This is a genomic window from Bradyrhizobium zhanjiangense, from assembly GCF_004114935.1.
Classification (GTDB): domain Bacteria; phylum Pseudomonadota; class Alphaproteobacteria; order Rhizobiales; family Xanthobacteraceae; genus Bradyrhizobium; species Bradyrhizobium zhanjiangense.
Genome location: NZ_CP022221.1, coordinates 6,201,226 through 6,218,963, shown reverse-complemented (window position 1 = coordinate 6,218,963; position 17,738 = coordinate 6,201,226). Strand labels below are relative to the sequence as shown.

Sequence of the window (17,738 nt, the reverse complement as noted above, 5' to 3'; positions counted from 1 at the left end):
ATCGGAGGATCCGACGTGAGATTGTTGACAACGATTTTGTGCTTCGCAGCACTTTGCCTCTTCGAGAGTGCCTCTGCCCAACCCGCACAAACCAACTCATCTGGGGCGCAAACCCGTCCCGAGGAGAAGGGCCAAGCACAGCCGCAAGGTTGGACGGGTCCAATCAATACGGGGTCGGGTGGTGCGCCCGCCGAAAGTCCCCAAGGTCAGAGTCCGCCTGGAATGCAGGCCGCGCCGGAAGGCTCGTCCAAGAGCATGAGGGCACCAGCCAAGTAGATAGGTTCGGATATTCATCTCCAGTGGCTCTTCTGGCAATCTTGAGGGCGTGAACGTGACCAGGGCCGGTGAGGGTCAATGAGGCTACCTTTCTGCGCGCGTGGCGCCGCGGCCCTGTGGGCCATTTTCGCGGTATCATCCGTGCACGCTGACATGGTGGGGCATGGCGGCCCCGTACGAGCCCTCGCTATTTCCCCCGATGGGAACGGCCTCCTGTCCGGAAGCTTCGATACTGCCGCCATTCGCTGGTCTTTGAAGACGGATACGGCAGAGCAAGTGCTGCGGTATCATGCTGACGCCGTCAATGCTGTCGCCTTTCTGAGCGGAGGCCGCTTGGTCACGGCCGGCGCCGATGCACGGATTGCGGTATGGACGGCGGGCCGGCAGCGGCCGGATCGGGTGTTCGAGGGACATGGAGGTCCAATCGTCGCGCTTGCGGTTTCTCCCGATGGTGCGCTTCTCGCATCCGGTTCATGGGATCGGACGGTGCGGCTCTGGTCGCTGTCGGACGGCGCGTCGCGCGTGCTCGAAGGTCATTCGCAGAACGTCAACGGCGTCGCTTTCACGCCGGACGGCAGGTCGCTCCTCAGCGTCGGTTATGATCTCACGTTGCGCATCTGGCGTTTGCCGGATGGCCAGCCTGAAGTCGTAAAGTTGCCGGCGCCGCTCAACGCGGTGGCTGTTGCGCCGGATGGTGAAATCGTCACGGGCGCGGTCGATGGCATGCTGCGGATGCTGACCACCGACGGCAAGGTCAGCGGCGAAGTCGCGGCCGGTCCCACACCCGTGGTGGCCTTGACGATATCGGGAGACGGCACGTTGATTGCTGCGGCCGGCATCGGCGGCACGGTGGCGATCATCGATCGCAAGTCGCGCAGCCTGCTACGAACGCTGGTCGTGTCCGGCTTGCCGGTATGGTCGGTCGCCTTCCTTCCGGATCGAGAGACACTGATGACGGGTGGTGCGGACGGCAAGATCAGGCGCTGGAATGCGCGCACCGGCGATCCCATTGGTTCGAACCTCTCGGGAACGCCGGCCGATCCGCTCGCCGCCTATGCCGGCGATCCTGGCGCCGATGTATTTCGGGCATGTGTTGCCTGTCACACGCTGTCGGACAAGGAGGTTCAGCGTGCGGGCCCGACGCTTGCGGGATTATACGGCCGCAAGATTGCTTCGCTGCCGGGCTATCGTTTCTCCGAAGCGCTGAAGACGATGGACATCGTCTGGACGCCGGAGACGGTCGCAAAGCTGTTCGAGATCGGGCCGAATGCCTACACCCCCTGCACCAAGATGCCGGAGCAGCGCATCGGCTCGGCCGAGGACCGCCGTGCGTTGACCGACTTCTTGGGCCGCGCAACGTCGCGATAATTGCCGCTTTCGATCCTGCGAAGATATCCGCTTCGTCTAGTTCTTGCCATCGCGCTGGCGGAGATAGTCATCTGTCGTTCGCGGTGGCGTTCGTTCCGGCACGCCCTTGAACGGATCGAATTGCTGTTCGCTCATGACGATGACGCGGCAGTCTGCGCACATCCGGAGTGCCGCGATCCGCTTGTCGCCGGCCGGATACATCCAATGCCGGCCTTCGAGCTTGGCGGCGATGCGGTCGATCGTGCTCTTGACGCCGAAGGCCGTGCCGCAGCGGACGCAGAGTGCGGGCTCCTCTTCCTTGATAATCACGGCGGAGGCACGGGCCGCGCGGAAATCGATCTGCGGCTTGAGGCTGATGACTTTTTCCGGACAGGTGCTCTGGCACAGGCCGCATTGCACGCAGGCGTCCTCGACGAACTTCAGCACTGGCCGCTCGGGATCGTCGCGAAGCGCGCCGGTCGGGCAGGCCGAGACGCAAGAGAGGCATAGGGTACAGCCGCTGGTATCGACGCTGATTGCGCCCACAGGCGCACCCTGCGGCAGGGCGATCACGTCGACCGGTTTCGGCGCCAGGCGATGCAACTCGCTGAGCCCGAACCGCAAAAGGTCGCGCCGCTTGCCGACGGTCTTGAAGGTCGCGGGCGCAGCGACGGCCGCGAGCATGCCGATAGCAGCCAACTGCTCGCCGAGCGCGTCGGGATCATCCGTTTCGATGGTGGTGACGCGGTGGCCCTCAAAGCCGAGGCCGCCAAGGATCGCTTCAGCCATGGCGATCGTCTGCGACAGTCCGGTCACATCGTGGCGCGGCTTTGCGCGCAGCAGGAACCGTACCGCCGATACGCCATAGGCAAAGGCGCCGACGACCGCCTCCAGCCCGAGCTGCGTGATCTCGTTGACGGCGAAGGGAAGCACGTTCGCCGGCAAGCCGTCGCCATGACGCGCCAGGGCATCGATCAGGGGCGTGCCGTGCGGGCTGTCATGAAAGAGCAACACCGCATTCGTGCCACCGGCCTCATGGTAAGTGAGTAGCATGGCACGAATTCTTTGAAGCTGCGTATCGGCGGGCGGCAGTGCATAAGATGCCGCGCCGGTCGGGCAGGCAGCGGCGCATTGGCCGCATCCCGCGCAGATGTTCGGATCAATTGCGACATGATCGCCGACGGGCGTGATCGCCCCGGTTGGGCAGAGATCGAGGCAGCGATGGCAGCCCGTGCGCTTCGAGCGCGAATGGGCGCAAAGAGCGGGCGTAACGTCGACATATTTCGGCTTGTCGAAGCTGCCGACGAGGTCTCGCGCGGTCAGCACGGCGCGGAGCACGGCGGCGGGATCGTTCGGATCTGCGCGCAGATAGCCGTCGCGTAGCTCGTGGGCAGGAAACAATGGCATCCCGCCGGAAAGATCGAGCACGATATCGCAGCGCGAGGTGACCCCGCTTCGCGGCGCGTCCAGTACGAAGCGATTGCGCGAGGAGGGGCGGGGACGCGCATAATCGTCGATCGCAAGTTCGAAAGCGCCGAAATGTCCCGTTGCGGAGCGGATCGTGCCCTTCACGATCGGGAAGACCGTTGCAGCGGACGGCATCATCTCGTCGAGCTGTTTCAGCATCACCGTGACGTCGAGGTGATCGGCAAGCAGGCGGCCGGCTTCGATTGCGGCCTCATCGCGCCCGTAGATCAGGACCACGCCCTCGCTCGACAAGGTGACGAGCGGATAGTCCGGGGCCGGGATGGAGGCGGATGCGAGCAGGGCAGCCATTTTCGCGCCGGCGCGCGCGCCGTCGCGAGACCAGCCGGCGGTTTCGCGGATGTTGACGAAGCTGATCGCATCAGGCCGTTCGCCGGCCTCCTCAGTGAATTGCGCGGCCTGCTGCGTGCAGGCGACCGTCAGTGCGCCTCCGGCGGCCGCTGCGCTGCGGAAGTGATCGAGCTCGGCGCCGCAGAGATGGCGAAAGCTTTTGATCTCGCAGTTGGGACATCCGCGCTGAATCGCGGCCGCGTCGAGACGCATCGTGTCTTCGCACGAGCAGATCAGGACGGTCTTGGATGGCTGCTCCAGGTTAACCCCTCCGCCAATCCGGTACCGACGACGGACTCGCGCCGGCCCTTCGCCTCGTATAGAACATTATCCATCGGGAAGAAAAGGAAAGCGGAGGACGGCCTGCCGTCGATCCCAGTCAGCCACGTTTCCCTGGTGGAACCGATCCACCTGCCGCCGCCGTTCACATTGGTGCGGCTGCGCGAGAGTGGCGACGCTTTTGCCCACGCATGCCGCATTGCACCGGAGAGCGGCGCCGGAACGCTCGTCTATGTCGGGCGCTTTGATCTGGCGGAGTTCGCCGTGGTGCTGGAGCCAGCCGAGCCCTTCCGTACGGCGCGGCGCGCGTTCTACGCCGGCATGGTCGCGCTCACCGATGCCTTGCGTGCCTACGCACCGCCGAGCAAGCCCATCACGATCGGATGGCCGGATGCCGTCAGGATCGACGGAGGGCTGGTCGGCGGCGGGCGCATGGGTTGGCCTCTCGCGGCCATTGAGGAGGAGCCGCCGCCATGGCTGGTGTTCGGCGCGATGATCCGGACGGTTGCCATGAACGAGGACGAGCGGGGTGTTCACCCGCTCGCCGCGGCGCTCGACCAGGAAGGCTTTGGCGAGGCTGGTGCGGCGCAGATCACGGAGAGCTTTGCCCGGCACCTGATGCTGGCATTCGATGACTGGCAGGCGGGCGGTTTTGATGGCGTCGCGCGCGAATATCTTTCCCGTGTGCCCCGCGAACGGCAGACCGTCCAGCGCATCGACGATCGCGGCGATCTCCTCACGCGCCGGATTGGGGCGGGCGAGATCGAACGTGGCGACCTCGTGCAGGCGCTTCTGGCTCCATCCTGGCTCGATCCGGCGCTCGGAGGGCCGCGGCTGTGAAGCTCTTGCGTACTATCGCGCTCGATCCCTCCGACACCTTCCTGTTCGATGTGGCGGCGGAGCCGGGTGAATGGGCCGTCTCCGGTGCTTTCCGCTTCTGGGATTGCGATAGTGCGAAGCTCGAGGGCAAGGCGCGCGCGGCGTTTCGCGGCGGGTTCCTCGGCGTGCAATCCTGGGGCTGGTCGACGCTGGCGCAGATCGTTCCGGCGACCGAGGATGATTGCCGCAGCCTGGTCGATCTCCTTGCCAGGCAGCTCGTCGATCGTTTCGGTGCGCCGGACATGGCGACAGCGATGACCGCCGCGGAAGAGGAGGTGGCGTTCTCGCAGTCGCTGTGCACCCATCCCGTCAGCTCGCTTATTGCAGTGCACCGGGCTTCAAGCGATGGCGAGGTGCGCGAGTCCTTTCGCCGACTAAAGCTCCGCGAAGGGCAGGGGCACGGCAAGGCGTTCTCGTTCATGGAATTGGACGACGACGTCCAGCCTGAGGGCGATCTCAGGCTTGCGGATCTGGGCCGGGAGCCGACCGTCAGATGAACGATTTCTGGATCGCCTGCGGCCATCATCTGCTCGATCGCGACGAGGGCGGTGGGCTGTGCGTCACCGACGAATTCCTCAAGGCCTATTTTGCCCGTCCCGAACTGATGCCGCCGGCCGATGCATGTCCGATCGAACGCCGGTTGCACCGCGAACTGCTCGCCGATCCGCGTCAGGCGGTCGGCGCCGACGAAATTGCCGCAATTTCCGATGCCGACGCACGGGAGAACTGGCAATTCGTGCTGGCATTCCGCGATCTCCTGTTGCGGCATCCGACGCTCGAAGCCGCCTATCTTGCATCGGTGCGATCAGGCGCGAACGGCCTGCCGCCACTGTTCGTCAACCAGCTCGTACATGTCATCCTGCGCAACGCGCTCGACGGCTGCGACGATCCGTTCGTGCTGCGCGCGGCCGAGCTGTTCTTCCGGGTCCAACGGATTTTGCCGCATGAGCAGGCCCTGCTGCTTGGCGACGAGGAGATAGTCGGCGGCCGGAGTCCGACCCCGGTGCTCTCCCTGATGTCGATGCTGGGCGCCACCACCGATGCGGTGCTCGATGTGCTGAACGAAGAGAATGCCGGGGCCTATTGGCAGCGCAGCGACCAATTCGACATGGCCCTTGACCTCACGGCCGGCGGACGTGGACCAGCTGCGCTGGCGCAGGCGATGACGCGATGGATCTCCCACCTGCTTGGCCTCGACGTCACGATCGAGCCGCTGCGTGCGTTGCAGGAGGCAAAGCTCACCTGGTATGTCGGGCTCGATGCCGACGCCACTGGGCTCGGCGACCGTCTGTGGCACGGCGAGGAACTCGACCAGCGCAGCGCCGACCGAGTGCTCGCGCTGTTCCGGCTGACTTTTGCGGATTCAAGCCGCGCGCATGACGATGTCGGGGACGAACCTATCTACCTGATCCTGTCGATGACGGAGGATCAGAAGCTCCGGATGAAGCCACAAAATCTGCTGACCGGCCTGCCGGTGAAGCGCCTGGAGATGGTGACATGAGCCCGGCGGCATCGCCATTAGCGTCCATCTCCGTTGGCGTCGTCGTCGAGCGGCGCAAGGCCGACTCGCCCTGGGTTGACTTCATCTGGCGCGGAATTGCCGTTCTGCCGGACGAGCCGGCGGCACAACCCTGGACCGTGCTTCGCGAGCAGGACGGCACGACCCTGTTCTATGCGGGAAGCGCGACCGTGGATCTCTATCCGTCCGAGACGGCGCGCTATCGCGACAACCTCGCCTCCGGCAGTCCGAGCATCTGGACTGTGCTGTCGCCCTCGGAAGGCGCCTGGCCTTATACCCTTACTGCGGTTACCGCCGACCCCGCTGAGGGCGAGGGCTTTACCGAAGCCGCCGACAATCTCGTCGAGGCCGTGCCGATGCCGGAGGTGTTGCGCGAAGCAATTGAAAGGTTCGTGGCCGAGCACCATGTCGAGCGGGAGTTCGTCAAACGCAAGCGGGGCCGCGCTGATCCGGAGGCGCTGGCGCGCCGCGACCATGAAGGCGGACAGGAATGAGTGAGGAGGAGTTCCTTGCACGTTGGTCCCGCCGCAAACGCGAAGCGCGGGCGGAGCCGGCGAAGCCTGCCGCGGCGCAGCCCACGCTGCCGCCCGAGCGCAAGGACGATGATAGCGAGTTCGATCTCTCGAGCCTGCCGTCGATCGATGAGATCAATGCTGCGACCGACATCACCGCCTTCCTGAGCAAGGGTATTCCACCGGAGTTGAGCCGTGCGGCTCTTCGCCGCGCCTGGGCGACCGATCCCGCCATTCGCGACTTCGTCGGGCTTGCGGAGAATGCATGGGACTTCAACGACCCGACCGCGATGCCGGGTTTTGGGCCGCTGGATTGCTCGTCGGAACAGCTGGCCGCACTCGTCGATCGCATCGTCGGTGGGGTGCGTGAGGTGGTCCAATCCCTCCCCGAGACTTCAATTGAAACAGCGAATCCTTCGGCGGAATTGCATCAAGCCGACGCGACGGCCGCATCCGACGTTGTCGAGACATCGGACGCGACGGAACGGCCGGCAATCTCTGTTGCGGTGCAACCGACAGTCGCGGACAGATCTGCGGATTTCGCTGAGCCCGTGAGGCGCCGTAATCACGGTGGTGCACTGCCGCGCGAGCAGCACGACTAAAGGCTATAGGCTCAGGCTATGGACGGATTATTGACCGTCCGCGGAACCGGGGTTACGATTTCCTTAGCGCTTTGTAACAAAAGCAATAATCAAGCAGACGGGACTCGGATGGGAGGTCCACGTGCGTGATGACGGGCTTGATCGCGCAATCGATGCCGCAGGCGGCATTGCCCAGCTTGCGCGCAAAATCGGTATCAGCCAACCCTCCGTCTCGAATTGGACCCGCGTGCCTGCACAACGGGTGGTTGCAGTCGAAACCGCGACCGGTATTCCGCGCAACGATTTGCGGCCCGATCTCTACAGCGAACAAGCCGTATCAGCAGAGCTTGTCGATTCCGTCGATGCTGCGCGCGCGCAGGAATACGCGTTGCTAGCAACGTTGCTGTCCGCGCCGCCGTCGAAACGATTGCTCGAGCAGCTTGCGGCATTGAGTGGCGACGCAACGCCACTCGGCCGCGCGCATGCAGCGCTCGCCGACGTCGCCTCAAGCGCGGTCGCAGCGAAAGTCGAGCGCGAATATTTTGATCTGTTCGTGGGGCTCGGTCGCGGCGAATTGCTGCCTTATGCCTCGTACTATCTCACCGGCTTCCTCAACGAACGGCCGCTGTCGCGCCTGCGAGGAGACTTGACGAGGCTCGGCATCGAGCGGCTGACCAACAATTCCGAACCCGAGGATCACGCCGCGATCATTTGCGAGATCATGTCGGGCCTTGCCGACGGGCACTTCGGTGCCTCGCCAGAGGCACAGCGCGATTTTTTCGAGAAACATGTGTCGCCGTGGATGGGGCGGCTGTTCGCGGACATCGAGAGCGCCGGGAACGCGGATTTCTATCGGGCGGTCGGCGCGCTCGGTCGCGCCTTTATCGAGATCGAGACGGAAGCATTCACATTCGCCAACTGACCTGCACGCGCAGGTCCAGGAGAGATGCGATGAGTGAAGACAAGAAGGCCACAGTGGGACGCCGCGACTTCCTGCGCAAGGTCAGCATCGGCACGGTCGGTGTCGGTGCGACACTCGCGACACCGTTGGTCGGGTCGGCGCAGGCCGACAGTGAGACCAACGATGAGAAGCGCAAGGCGCGCTACAAGGAATCCGACCACGTCAAGGCGTTTTATCGCGTCAATCGTTATCCGGCCAAGGGAGGCTGACCGTGCTGATCAAGCGAACACACCAGCATTCCCCGCGCCACGGCTCCGTTGTCGAGTCCCTTGCGGGGCAGGCCGGCGGTCTCGACCGCCGCAGCTTCTTGCGCAAATCCGGTCTTGCCGGCGGTGCGCTTGCCGCGCTCGGCACCTTGCCGGTCGGCAGCGTGCGCAAAGCGGAAGCAGCAATGGCTGGTCCGCTCACCGCAGGTGCGACCATCCACAAGAACATCTGCACGCATTGCGCCGTTGGCTGCACGGTGACGGCCGAAGTCTTGAACGGCGTTTGGATCGGCCAGGAGCCGAGCTGGGATTCGCCGATCAATCGCGGCTCGCATTGTGCCAAGGGCGCCTCGGTGCGCGAACTCGTACACAGCGAGCGGCGGCTGCGCTATCCGATGAAGCTGGTAAATGGGCAGTGGACCCGCGTCTCCTGGGATTCCGCGATCAACGAGATCGGAGACAAGCTTCAAGCTGTACGTGAGAAGTCGGGCCCCGATTCCGTCTATTGGCTCGGCTCGGCCAAGATGACCAACGAAGGCGCCTACCTGTTCCGCAAGCTCGGTGCGTTCTGGGGGACCAACAACACCGATCATCAGGCTCGCATCTGCCATTCGACCACCGTGACCGGCGTCGCCAATACCTGGGGCTACGGCGCGATGACCAACAGCTACAATGATATCCGCAATGCGAAGACACAGGTCATCTTGGGCGGCAATCCGGCCGAAGCGCACCCGGTCTCGCTGCAACACCTGCTCGAGGGCAAGGAGCTGCAAAAGGCCAACTTTATCGTCATCGATCCGCGCCTGACGCGTACGGCGGCCCACGCGACCGAATATGTGCGGATGCGCCCTGGCACCGACATCCCGGTGCTCTACGGCATGATGTGGCACATTCTCCAGAATGGCTGGGAGGACAAGGAGTTCATCCGGCAGCGCGTTTACGGTTTCGACGACATCAAGAAAGAGGTTGAGAAATGGCCTCCGGAAGAAGTCGAGCGAGTCACCGGCATTCCCGGCGAGCAGCTCAAGCGCGTCGCCAAGATGTTCGCCACCGAGAAGCCGGCAACCCTCATCTGGGCCATGGGCCAGACCCAGAAGACCGTCGGCACCGCCAACGTGCGCGCAAGTTGCATTGCGCTCCTGATGACCGGCAATGTCGGGAAGGCCGGCGCAGGCGCCAACATCTTCCGTGGTCATGACAACGTGCAGGGCGCGACCGATGTCGGGCTCGATATCGTCACGCTGCCGTTCTACTACGGCCTCGCCGAAGGCGCCTGGAAGCATTGGTCGCGGGTTTGGGAGGTCGATTATGACTTCCTGAAGTCCCGCTTCGACTCCAAGCAGATCATGGAAACCCCCGGCATTCCGCTGACCCGCTGGTTCGAGGCAGTGACATTGCCCAAGGATCAGGTCGCGCAGAAAGACAACGTGAAGGCGGTGTTCGTGCAGGGACACGCCTCCAACAGCATCACCCGCATTCCTGAGTCCCTCAAGGGTCTGAAGGCCCTCGAGCTGCTCGTCATTGCCGACCCGCATCCGACGACCTGGGCGTCGCTTTCCGTGGAGGCGGGCCGCAAGGATGGCGTCTACATTCTGCCGGTCGCCACGCAATTCGAATGCAAGGGGTCGCGCGTCGCCTCCAACCGCTCGCTGCAATGGGGCGAGCAGATCGTGAAGCCGATCTTTGAATCGAAGGATGATCTCGAGGTCATCTATCTGATGGCGAAGAAGCTCGGCTTCGCCGACCAGATGTTCAAGAAAATCAAAGTCGAAAACAATCTTCCTGAAGCCGAGGATGTGCTGCGCGAGATGAACCGCGGCAGCTGGTCGACTGGCTATTGCGGGCAATCGCCCGAGCGCCTCAAGGCGCACATGAAGAACCAGGCAAAGTTCGACATGCTGAGCATGCGGGCACCGAAGGACGATCCCGAGGTCGGCGGCGACTATTATGGTCTGCCCTGGCCGTGCTGGGGATCACCTGAGGTCAAGCATCCCGGCACGCCGCTGCTCTACAACACCAATCTGAATGTGATGGACGGCGGCGGCACGTTCCGGCCGCGGTTCGGCATCGAGCGTGAGGAGAAGCTGCCGGACGGCACGACGCGGAAGGTGAGCTTGCTCGCGGACGGCTCGTACTCGTTGGGTTCGGGAATTCAGGACGGCTATCCGGAGTTCACGCTGGCAAGCCTGAAGAAGCTCGGCTGGGACACCGAGCTCACCGAAGCGGAAATGGCCGTGATCAACAAGATCAATCCCGCCAATCCGGACACGGTGTCGTGGGCGCTCGACCTGTCGGGAGGCATCCAGCGTGTGGCGCTGGCGCATGGCTGCGTTCCCTACGGCAACGGCAAGGCGCGCATGAATGCCTTCGGCTTGCCCGATCCTATCCCTGTTCACCGCGAGCCGATCTACACGCCGCGCGTCGACCTCGTCGCCAAGTATCCGACGCTGCCCGACGCCAAGCAGTTCCGGATGCCGAATATCGGGTTCTCCGTGCAGAAGGCAGCGGTAGAGAAGGGAATTGCAAAACAGTTCCCGCTCATCCTGTCGTCCGGCCGTCTGGTCGAATATGAGGGCGGCGGCGAGGAGACCCGCACCAACCCGTGGCTTGCCGAATTGCAGCAAGACATGTTCATCGAGATCAATCCTGCCGATGCCGCCGAGCGCGGTGTCAAGGACGGTGGCTGGGTGTGGGTCACGGGTGCAGAGAACAATTCCAGGGCGAAGATGAAAGCGCTCGTCACCGAGCGCGTTGGCAAGGGCGTCGCCTGGATGCCATTCCACTTCGGCGGCTGGTTCGCGGGCAAGGATCTTCGCGGCAATTACCCGAAGGGCACCGACCCGATCGTGCTCGGCGAAAGCGCCAACACGATCACCACGTACGGATACGACCCCGCGACGGGCATGCAGGAGCCCAAAGTCACTCTCTGCCAAATCGCGGCGGCTTAGGAGTAACGACGATGGCACGTATGAAATTTCTCTGCGACGCCGATCGCTGCATCGAGTGCAACGCTTGCGTCACCGCCTGCAAGAACGAGCACGAGGTGCCCTGGGGCATCAACCGGCGTCGCGTTGTGACCATCAATGACGGCAAGCCGGGCGAACGCTCGGTCACGATGGCCTGCATGCATTGCACCGATGCGCCGTGCGCTGCGGTGTGCCCGGTGAACTGCTTCTACACCACCGCTGACGGCGTGGTGCTGCACTCCAAGGATCTCTGCATCGGCTGCGGCTATTGCTTCTACGCCTGTCCGTTCGGCGCGCCGCAATATCCGAAGGTCGGCAATTTCGGCTCCCGCGGCAAGATGGACAAGTGCACCTATTGCGCCGGCGGTCCGGAGGCGGACGGCAGCAAGGAGGAATACGAGAAATACGGCGCGAACCGGCTGGCCGAGGGCAAGCTGCCGCTGTGTGCCGAAATGTGCTCGACAAAATCGCTGCTCGCAGGCGACGGCGAGATCATCGCGCAGATCTACAAGGAGCGTGTGATGAAGCGCGGCTACGGTTCGGGTGCCTGGGGGTGGAAGACGGCCTATCGCGAGACGATCGAATCCTGACGAAGGTCGCGCGAACATTGAGGAGGAGCTCATGGTGTCGTTTGCAAAACTCGTTCGGGCGGCTGTCGGGGCCGGTGCTTTATTCCTCCTCATCGTGGCAGCTCCGGCACCGGTAGGCGCCCAGCAGGTCAATCCGACCGCAAGCTCGGTCAAGGAGCAGCAGCTCTTGCAGGAACTGAACCGGATCCAGGGCCGCGTCAGCATCCCTGATCAGAGGTCCGGCGTTCTCGAGCAGCCGCAGGGGCGGGAATGGCGCGAGTTCCACAATGTCACCCTGCGCTGGATCGGCGGCATCGCGATCATCGGCATGCTGGCGGTGATCGTGATCTTCTATCTCACCCGCGGCATGGTGCGCCTCGAAAGCGGACGGTCCGGCCGCACCATCGTGCGCTTCAACATCTATGAGCGTTTCGTGCATTGGATGACCGCCACCTGCTTCATCATTCTGGCGATCTCCGGACTAAACATCACCTTTGGGCGACCGCTGCTATTGCCGCTGATCGGCTTCGAGGCCTTCTCCGAATGGTCGCAATGGGCAAAGTACGCCCACAACTATCTGAGCTTCCCGTTCACCATTGGGGTCGTTCTGATCTTTCTGATGTGGATCGGCGGCAATATTCCGAACAAGGTGGACGTCGCGTGGATGAAGCGAGGCGGCGGCATCGTCGGGCATGATCATCCGCCGGCCTACCGCTTCAACGCCGGCCAGAAGGCGATCTACTGGATCGTCGTGATCGGCGGCGGTCTCGTCGCTGCGAGCGGCTATGTCCTCATGTTCCCGTTCTACACGACGGGGATCGAAGGCATGCAGCTGGCCCAGATCGTCCACTCCATCGTGGCTGTGCTGTTCGTCGCGGCGATGATCGCGCACATCTATATCGGCACCATTGGAATGGAAGGTGCGTTCGAGGCCATGGGCTCGGGCGACGTCGACGTCAATTGGGCCCGCGAGCACCACCGTCTCTGGCTCGACGAGCAGACGGCGCGAACGGGTCCGAACGACGGACAGCCTCAACCCGCGACCGCGGCGGCCGAGTAAGGCGGACAGCCTGAAAGCCGAGATACGTTCTACTGAGCCGGCTCTCTCGCAAACAGGACAGAGCGGTCCTGCATCTCCAGCTCAGGCAGCTTGCTGGCCTGACCGGTCTGCAGTTCCTTGATGGATGGCATGCTGCTCTGACCGATATGCAGTACGTGCGATCTGAGCACGCTGCTGGCGGCACCGGCAAGAAGCAAGGCTGCGATGAGCGAGGGCATGAGACGTTTCATGCGCATCTCCGTCTGCCATTCCACCCGACACGAGAGATACACCTCAACCGTCTTGCGCGGTGTGAGCCACTTCACAGCCAGCGGTTCCATAGTATGGCCGCGCGCCGCGAGGCCCGCGCGGGCAGGAGCCCGGCCGAGACCGCGCGAAGCTTCGCGACCAAAGTTACGGAATTGTTCCGTTTCTGCCGGTCAGCGATTTGCGGTCAGTTGCTGACGATATCGCTCGGCATCCCAATTCAGCAGCGCGCACTCATTCTCCCGCGTCAGATAGCGAACCTGCGCGGTCAGAGGTAGGCGGCCGGTCACCAGGGCGAGACAGCTCAGCATCGCCTCGGCGCCGTCGCTCGCGTCCTTGCGAACGATGCAACCGAGACCCGGTACGAGCAGCGCGACCGGCTGCGGCATCCCGTCCGCCTGCATCCGCGATGCCTCGGCGCGAAGATCCTGGCCTTGTTTCAGAACTGGCAGGCCCGAACCGAGAAAGACCACATGGTCCGGATAGAGCGACCCGTCGGTCGCAATGGCGCGGCTGTAAGAGTCGATTGCGATGCTATGGGATCGCGGATCCTTTGGCAGCCGATACCCTGTGCCGCCGCAGATTGAACGAAGCGCGTCTTCATCTGCGCCAATTGCGGAGCGCGGCGCAAGCGCGAGGCGGCTCTCGACCTCGTCGACCAGCGCCTCTGCGCCGGCACAGGTCTTGGCGCCGACCACCAGGCCATGATTGCCGAGGACCAGTACATCTACTCTGTCCTGCGTCAGCGCATGGTCTACGGCCTTGGCCAGTGGCAGTCCCGGATGATGATAATCGAGCCAGCGCCAGGCCAGTCCATCCAGTCGCTCGGCGAACTCGGCGCGCGCATCGGTCCGCACCGCCCAGGCGATGGTGTTGACCGAATGGACGTGCAGCACGACCGGATGCGGCATGAGCGCATGGAGGGAGGTCTCGATCGAGGCGCGCAAGGCCGTGCCGGCGCCAGGCGCGAGGGGCACCCGTTCGTCGCCTTGCGACAGCGCCGCGCGTGCCGCACCGAGCGAGACCGGCACGAAGATGTCCTTGTGCTCGGCATCCGCAAGCCAGGTGCCGGAGGCCTTTACCCACAGCAGGTCGTCATGCTTGATCGACGAGTTGCCGCCGGCGCCCTGGACCAGGAGGATGTTGCGGCCGACGCGCGCCGACATGCGGCGAAGCTCATGGAGCAGGGCAGGTTGCTGTTGCATCGCGCGCCTCTCACCAGGCCAGATGGTCCATCGTCCAGTGCGGCATCCGCGCATCCGCTCCGGGCGGTTGTCGTACCAATTCACCCGGCGTCTGATCGCGGTGCACGCCGGACCTGAGCAGCAGTGTCAGCATGCCGGCGCGGCGGGCGCCGGCGACATCGTGTTCAAGGCTGTCACCGATCATCAGCACGCGCGCCGGATTCGGTTGGCCCAACCGTTCGAGCGCTGCCGCAAAGATCGGCGCGTGCGGCTTGCCGACATAGGTCACACGGCCGCCCAGCGTCTCGTAGAAGCGGGCCAATGCGCCGGGGGCGGGGATCAATCCAGTGGCGCCGAACATTGCGAGGTCGGGATTGGCGCACAGCATCGGCAAGCCGCGTGCAGCGGCTTCAGTCAGGCATGCGCGCCAGTGCTCGGGCTCGGCGACGGCGTCGTCGAGACCTGCGAGCAGAATGAAGTCGGCCTTGCCAACGTCTGCGACGAGATTGAGGTCGAGCCCATCGACGATCGCATGATCGCCGCCGCGAGCGATCAGGAGGCAAGTGCGGCCGAACGCGATGAAGGGCTGCTGCACACGCGCCTTCAGACCGTGCCAGGTGACCTCACCGGACGTCAGGATGCCGTCATAGGCGTCCGCTGGAAGGCCGAGCGAGGCAAGCCGTGCGGCGTTGCTGCTCGCGCGCTTGCCGGAGTTCGACAGCACAAGGACGCGCTTGCCGGCCTGGCGCACCCGCACAACGCAGTCGCGCGCTAGGGGAAAGACGGCCTGGCCTTCGTGCAGCGTGCCCCATTGATCGAGCAGCACGTGATCGAAGCGGTCAGCGATCGTGCCGAGACCTTCGATGTCGACGAGATCGGCGATCATGGCGGGCCGCCTCGCAGTGCCAGTAGCGCCGCGCCGTAACTTGCCTCCGTCTCTTCGGCAACGCTCACGGGAACGCCAAGAGCGCGGCGTCTGATCTCGGTCCAGGCCGCGTTCTTCGCCCCGCCGCCGATGCTAATGACGCGTCGCAGCTTTGGCGCTCCGAGCTCGGCCAGACGCCGATAGGCGAGCGCTTCGATCCCCGCGATGCCTTCGAGCAGCGCCTGGAAGAAGCGGTGGTCGTCCGCTGGGCGCGGTGCGACCCTTGCCGGCAACGCTGGATCGGCGATTGGAAAGCGCTCGCCGGGCTTGGGCAGTGGGTAGTAGTCGAGCCCGGTCGGCGTCTCCGGCTGCAATTGCGGTGTCAATCGGTCCATATCGGCGGCGGTGAAATGCGCGAGCAGCGCTCCGCCGCCGGAATTGGAGGCGCCGCCTGCGAGCCAGCGCTCGCCAAGCCGGTGCGAGTAGACGCCCTGATTGGCGGCGAAGATCGGTCGTGTCGCCAGCAGCTTCACGACCAGCGTCGTTCCGAGCGAAGTGACGGCATCGCCGGGTGTATCGGCGCGGGTCGCAATGAAAGCGGCGACACCATCGGTGGTGCCGGCCGCGATGCGCACTGCCGGTGACAGGCCCAGCGTGGCTGCGATTTCGGGATCGATATCCGCAAAGGGAGTTCCGGGCACCAGGACGTTGGGCAGCAGCTCGCGGGATACGCCGAGCTCGTCGAGCCAGGCCGGCCAGGTGCGTGTCACGGGATCGTAGCCGAGCTTCAGGACGTTGTTCTCATCGCTGATGCCGTGACGTCCGGCGAGCCGCCCTGCGATCCAATCGGCCTGATGCACCGCAAAACGCGCCCGGCCCGCTTCCGCGCGATCCGACAGATACAGCAGCTTCGCCAACGCGCTGCTCGCGCCGTGCGCACCGCTGTCCGCGGAGGCAACGGCCGCAATGCGGGCGGCCTCCGCTGCCGCGCGCGCATCGTTGTACATCAGCCCCGGCGTGCAGGGCCGACCCGCGGCGTCGATCATCAGCAGCGTGCCTGACGTGCCGTCGACGCTGACGCGCTCGACGGTCTGGAGATCGATCATGCGGCCGAGCTTGCGGATCGCGACAGCCGTCGCATCCCACCAGAGTTCCGGATCCTGATCGATCGCGTTGCCGTTCTGTCGTGGCGGGGGAAGGGGCGCCGATTCCATTCCGAGCTTGGCGCCGCGCGCATCGACGGCGCAGGCGCGAACGCCGCCGGTTCCGACGTCGATGCCGAGGAACACGCCTGCCATTCGACCTCCACAGTGTGATGGCAACCATTGCTGATAGCGCGACACGATTGCACCGCAGCACGTTTGGGGGATTGACGTTCCAATCCGCCTCTGCAATTTTTTGCAAGACGTGAAGAAAATTGCAAGCGGGCTTTTCCGGCGTGGCGATACCTTCCGACAGACTGCCGATGGTTGACGGTGAGGCGTCGCTCGCAACGCGGGCGGCGTGGCTCTATTTCGCCGCCGGGCTGACCCAGTCCGAGGTCGCCGATCGCCTCAACATCCAGAGCACAAAGGCGCACCGGCTGATCGCGCGCGCGAGCCGCGAGGGCATGATCCGCGTCTTCGTCGAGGGGCCCGTGGCCGAATGCGTCGCGCTGGAGAACACATTGGCCGAGCGCTACGGCCTTTCTTTCTGCCGCGTCGCGCCGGATCTCGGCGAGGGCGACCTGCCGCTGAAGGCGCTGGCGCTCGAAGGCGCGAGCTTCCTGCGGCAGGTCCTGGAGCGCGGCGAGGACAAGATCATCGGCGTCGGTCACGGCCGCACGCTCGCCGCGGTCGTCGAGCAGTTGCCGCAGACGCCGGCGCGGGACGTGCAATTCGTCTCTTTGCTCGGCGGATTGACGCGGAAATTCGCCGCAAATCCGTTCGACGTCATTCATCGGCTGGCGGAGCGCACCGGGGCGGAGGCTTATCTTCTGCCGGTGCCGGTGTTCGCCAATTCGGTCGCCGATCGTGCCGTGTTGATGAAGCAATATGGCATCGCCGACGTGTTCGCGCTCGCGCGCAAGGCCTCGCTCCTGTTCGTCGGCATCGGACAAATCCATGCCGAAGGCTTCCTGGTTTCGAGCGGCATGATCAGGCCGGACGAGGTCGTCGAATTGAAGCGTGCCGGCGCTTGCGCCGACCTGCTTGGGCATTTTTTCAACGCCGATGGCGAAGTGCTCGACATCGACCTGTCGGCGCGCGCAACTTCGATGGAAGCGGCAGACCTCAGGAAGCATCGCATCGTCGCCATCGGCGGCGGGCTGGCCAAGGTCACGGCTCTGCGCGCGGTGCTGCGCAGCCGTCTCCTGCACGGTCTCATCATCGACGAGGCAACCGCTCAGGCCCTCGCGACGGAAAAGCCGGAGGCAACATCCGGCAAGACTACCAAGACCAGGAATAAAGGTCGGAAGGGAAAGTAAACGCTCATA

17 protein-coding genes are annotated in these 17,738 nt (G+C 64.3%); 12 read left to right on the top strand and 5 right to left on the bottom strand.

Annotated elements, in window-relative coordinates:
• Positions 1 to 354: 354 nt before the first annotated feature.
• Positions 355 to 1,644 (top strand): c-type cytochrome, encoded by a 1,290-nt coding sequence (locus tag XH85_RS29940; protein ID WP_164940856.1) that lies wholly within the window; start codon positions 355 to 357, stop codon positions 1,642 to 1,644.
• Positions 1,645 to 1,680: 36 nt separating this feature from the next.
• On the opposite strand, the gene XH85_RS29935 is transcribed toward XH85_RS29940, so the two are convergent.
• Positions 1,681 to 3,651: a 4Fe-4S binding protein gene (locus tag XH85_RS29935; protein ID WP_128934696.1), complete on the bottom strand. Its 1,971-nt coding sequence runs from the start codon at positions 3,649 to 3,651 to the stop codon at positions 1,681 to 1,683.
• Positions 3,652 to 3,834: 183 nt separating this feature from the next.
• On the opposite strand from XH85_RS29935, the gene XH85_RS29930 reads away from it, so the two are divergent.
• The 10 genes from XH85_RS29930 to XH85_RS29880 all read left to right on the top strand — a co-directional run bounded on the left by XH85_RS29930 (position 3,835) and on the right by XH85_RS29880 (position 12,970).
• The gene (locus XH85_RS29930; protein WP_245473808.1) at positions 3,835 to 4,557 is read left to right on the top strand and encodes a biotin/lipoate--protein ligase family protein; all 723 of its coding nucleotides are present in this window, start codon (positions 3,835 to 3,837) and stop codon (positions 4,555 to 4,557) included.
• Complete coding sequence (locus tag XH85_RS29925) at positions 4,554 to 5,093, top strand: DUF6505 family protein (protein WP_128934695.1); 540 nt, start codon at positions 4,554 to 4,556, stop codon at positions 5,091 to 5,093. The genes XH85_RS29930 and XH85_RS29925 overlap by 4 nt, the downstream gene beginning before the upstream one ends.
• Positions 5,090 to 6,097, top strand: coding sequence for a DUF6352 family protein (locus XH85_RS29920; RefSeq protein ID WP_128934694.1), 1,008 nt, complete (start codon positions 5,090 to 5,092; stop codon positions 6,095 to 6,097). Before XH85_RS29925 ends, XH85_RS29920 begins: the two co-directional genes overlap by 4 nt.
• Positions 6,094 to 6,609 carry a DUF3305 domain-containing protein gene (locus tag XH85_RS29915; protein ID WP_128934693.1) on the top strand — a complete coding sequence of 172 codons (516 nt, stop codon included), beginning with the start codon at positions 6,094 to 6,096 and terminating at the stop codon, positions 6,607 to 6,609. The genes XH85_RS29920 and XH85_RS29915 overlap by 4 nt, the downstream gene beginning before the upstream one ends.
• Positions 6,606 to 7,229, top strand: coding sequence for a DUF3306 domain-containing protein (locus XH85_RS29910; protein WP_128934692.1), 624 nt, complete (start codon positions 6,606 to 6,608; stop codon positions 7,227 to 7,229). Before XH85_RS29915 ends, XH85_RS29910 begins: the two co-directional genes overlap by 4 nt.
• 121 nt (positions 7,230 to 7,350) lie before the next feature.
• Positions 7,351 to 8,130 carry a molecular chaperone TorD family protein gene (locus tag XH85_RS29905; RefSeq protein WP_128934691.1) on the top strand — a complete coding sequence of 260 codons (780 nt, stop codon included), beginning with the start codon at positions 7,351 to 7,353 and terminating at the stop codon, positions 8,128 to 8,130.
• Positions 8,131 to 8,159: 29 nt separating this feature from the next.
• Positions 8,160 to 8,378 (top strand): twin-arginine translocation signal domain-containing protein, encoded by a 219-nt coding sequence (locus XH85_RS29900; protein WP_091887502.1) that lies wholly within the window; start codon positions 8,160 to 8,162, stop codon positions 8,376 to 8,378.
• Between the two features lie 2 nt (positions 8,379 to 8,380).
• The gene (locus XH85_RS45430) at positions 8,381 to 11,323 is read left to right on the top strand and encodes a formate dehydrogenase subunit alpha (protein ID WP_164940855.1); all 2,943 of its coding nucleotides are present in this window, start codon (positions 8,381 to 8,383) and stop codon (positions 11,321 to 11,323) included.
• Positions 11,324 to 11,334: 11 nt separating this feature from the next.
• Entirely contained in the window at positions 11,335 to 11,931 is a 597-nt protein-coding gene (gene fdh3B / locus XH85_RS29885; RefSeq protein WP_091887497.1) for a formate dehydrogenase FDH3 subunit beta, read from the top strand.
• Between the two features lie 31 nt (positions 11,932 to 11,962).
• Positions 11,963 to 12,970: a formate dehydrogenase subunit gamma gene (locus tag XH85_RS29880; RefSeq protein ID WP_128934689.1), complete on the top strand. Its 1,008-nt coding sequence runs from the start codon at positions 11,963 to 11,965 to the stop codon at positions 12,968 to 12,970.
• 29 nt (positions 12,971 to 12,999) lie between these two features.
• Here XH85_RS29880 and XH85_RS29875 read toward each other — a convergent pair whose 3' ends face one another.
• The 4 genes from XH85_RS29875 to XH85_RS29860 form a co-directional block, all read right to left on the bottom strand.
• On the bottom strand, positions 13,000 to 13,200 hold the full coding sequence (locus XH85_RS29875) for a hypothetical protein (RefSeq protein ID WP_245473177.1): 201 nt from the start codon (positions 13,198 to 13,200) through the stop codon (positions 13,000 to 13,002).
• 189 nt (positions 13,201 to 13,389) lie between these two features.
• Entirely contained in the window at positions 13,390 to 14,421 is a 1,032-nt protein-coding gene (locus XH85_RS29870) for a class II aldolase/adducin family protein (protein WP_128934688.1), read from the bottom strand.
• Between the two features lie 10 nt (positions 14,422 to 14,431).
• Complete coding sequence (locus XH85_RS29865; RefSeq protein WP_128934687.1) at positions 14,432 to 15,286, bottom strand: TIGR01459 family HAD-type hydrolase; 855 nt, start codon at positions 15,284 to 15,286, stop codon at positions 14,432 to 14,434.
• Entirely contained in the window at positions 15,283 to 16,563 is a 1,281-nt protein-coding gene (locus XH85_RS29860) for an FGGY-family carbohydrate kinase (protein WP_128934686.1), read from the bottom strand. Before XH85_RS29860 ends, XH85_RS29865 begins: the two co-directional genes overlap by 4 nt.
• A gap of 167 nt (positions 16,564 to 16,730) precedes the next feature.
• Between XH85_RS29860 and XH85_RS29855 the strand changes: the two genes are divergently transcribed.
• Positions 16,731 to 17,729 carry a sugar-binding transcriptional regulator gene (locus XH85_RS29855; RefSeq protein ID WP_128934685.1) on the top strand — a complete coding sequence of 333 codons (999 nt, stop codon included), beginning with the start codon at positions 16,731 to 16,733 and terminating at the stop codon, positions 17,727 to 17,729.
• Positions 17,730 to 17,738 lie beyond the last annotated feature (9 nt).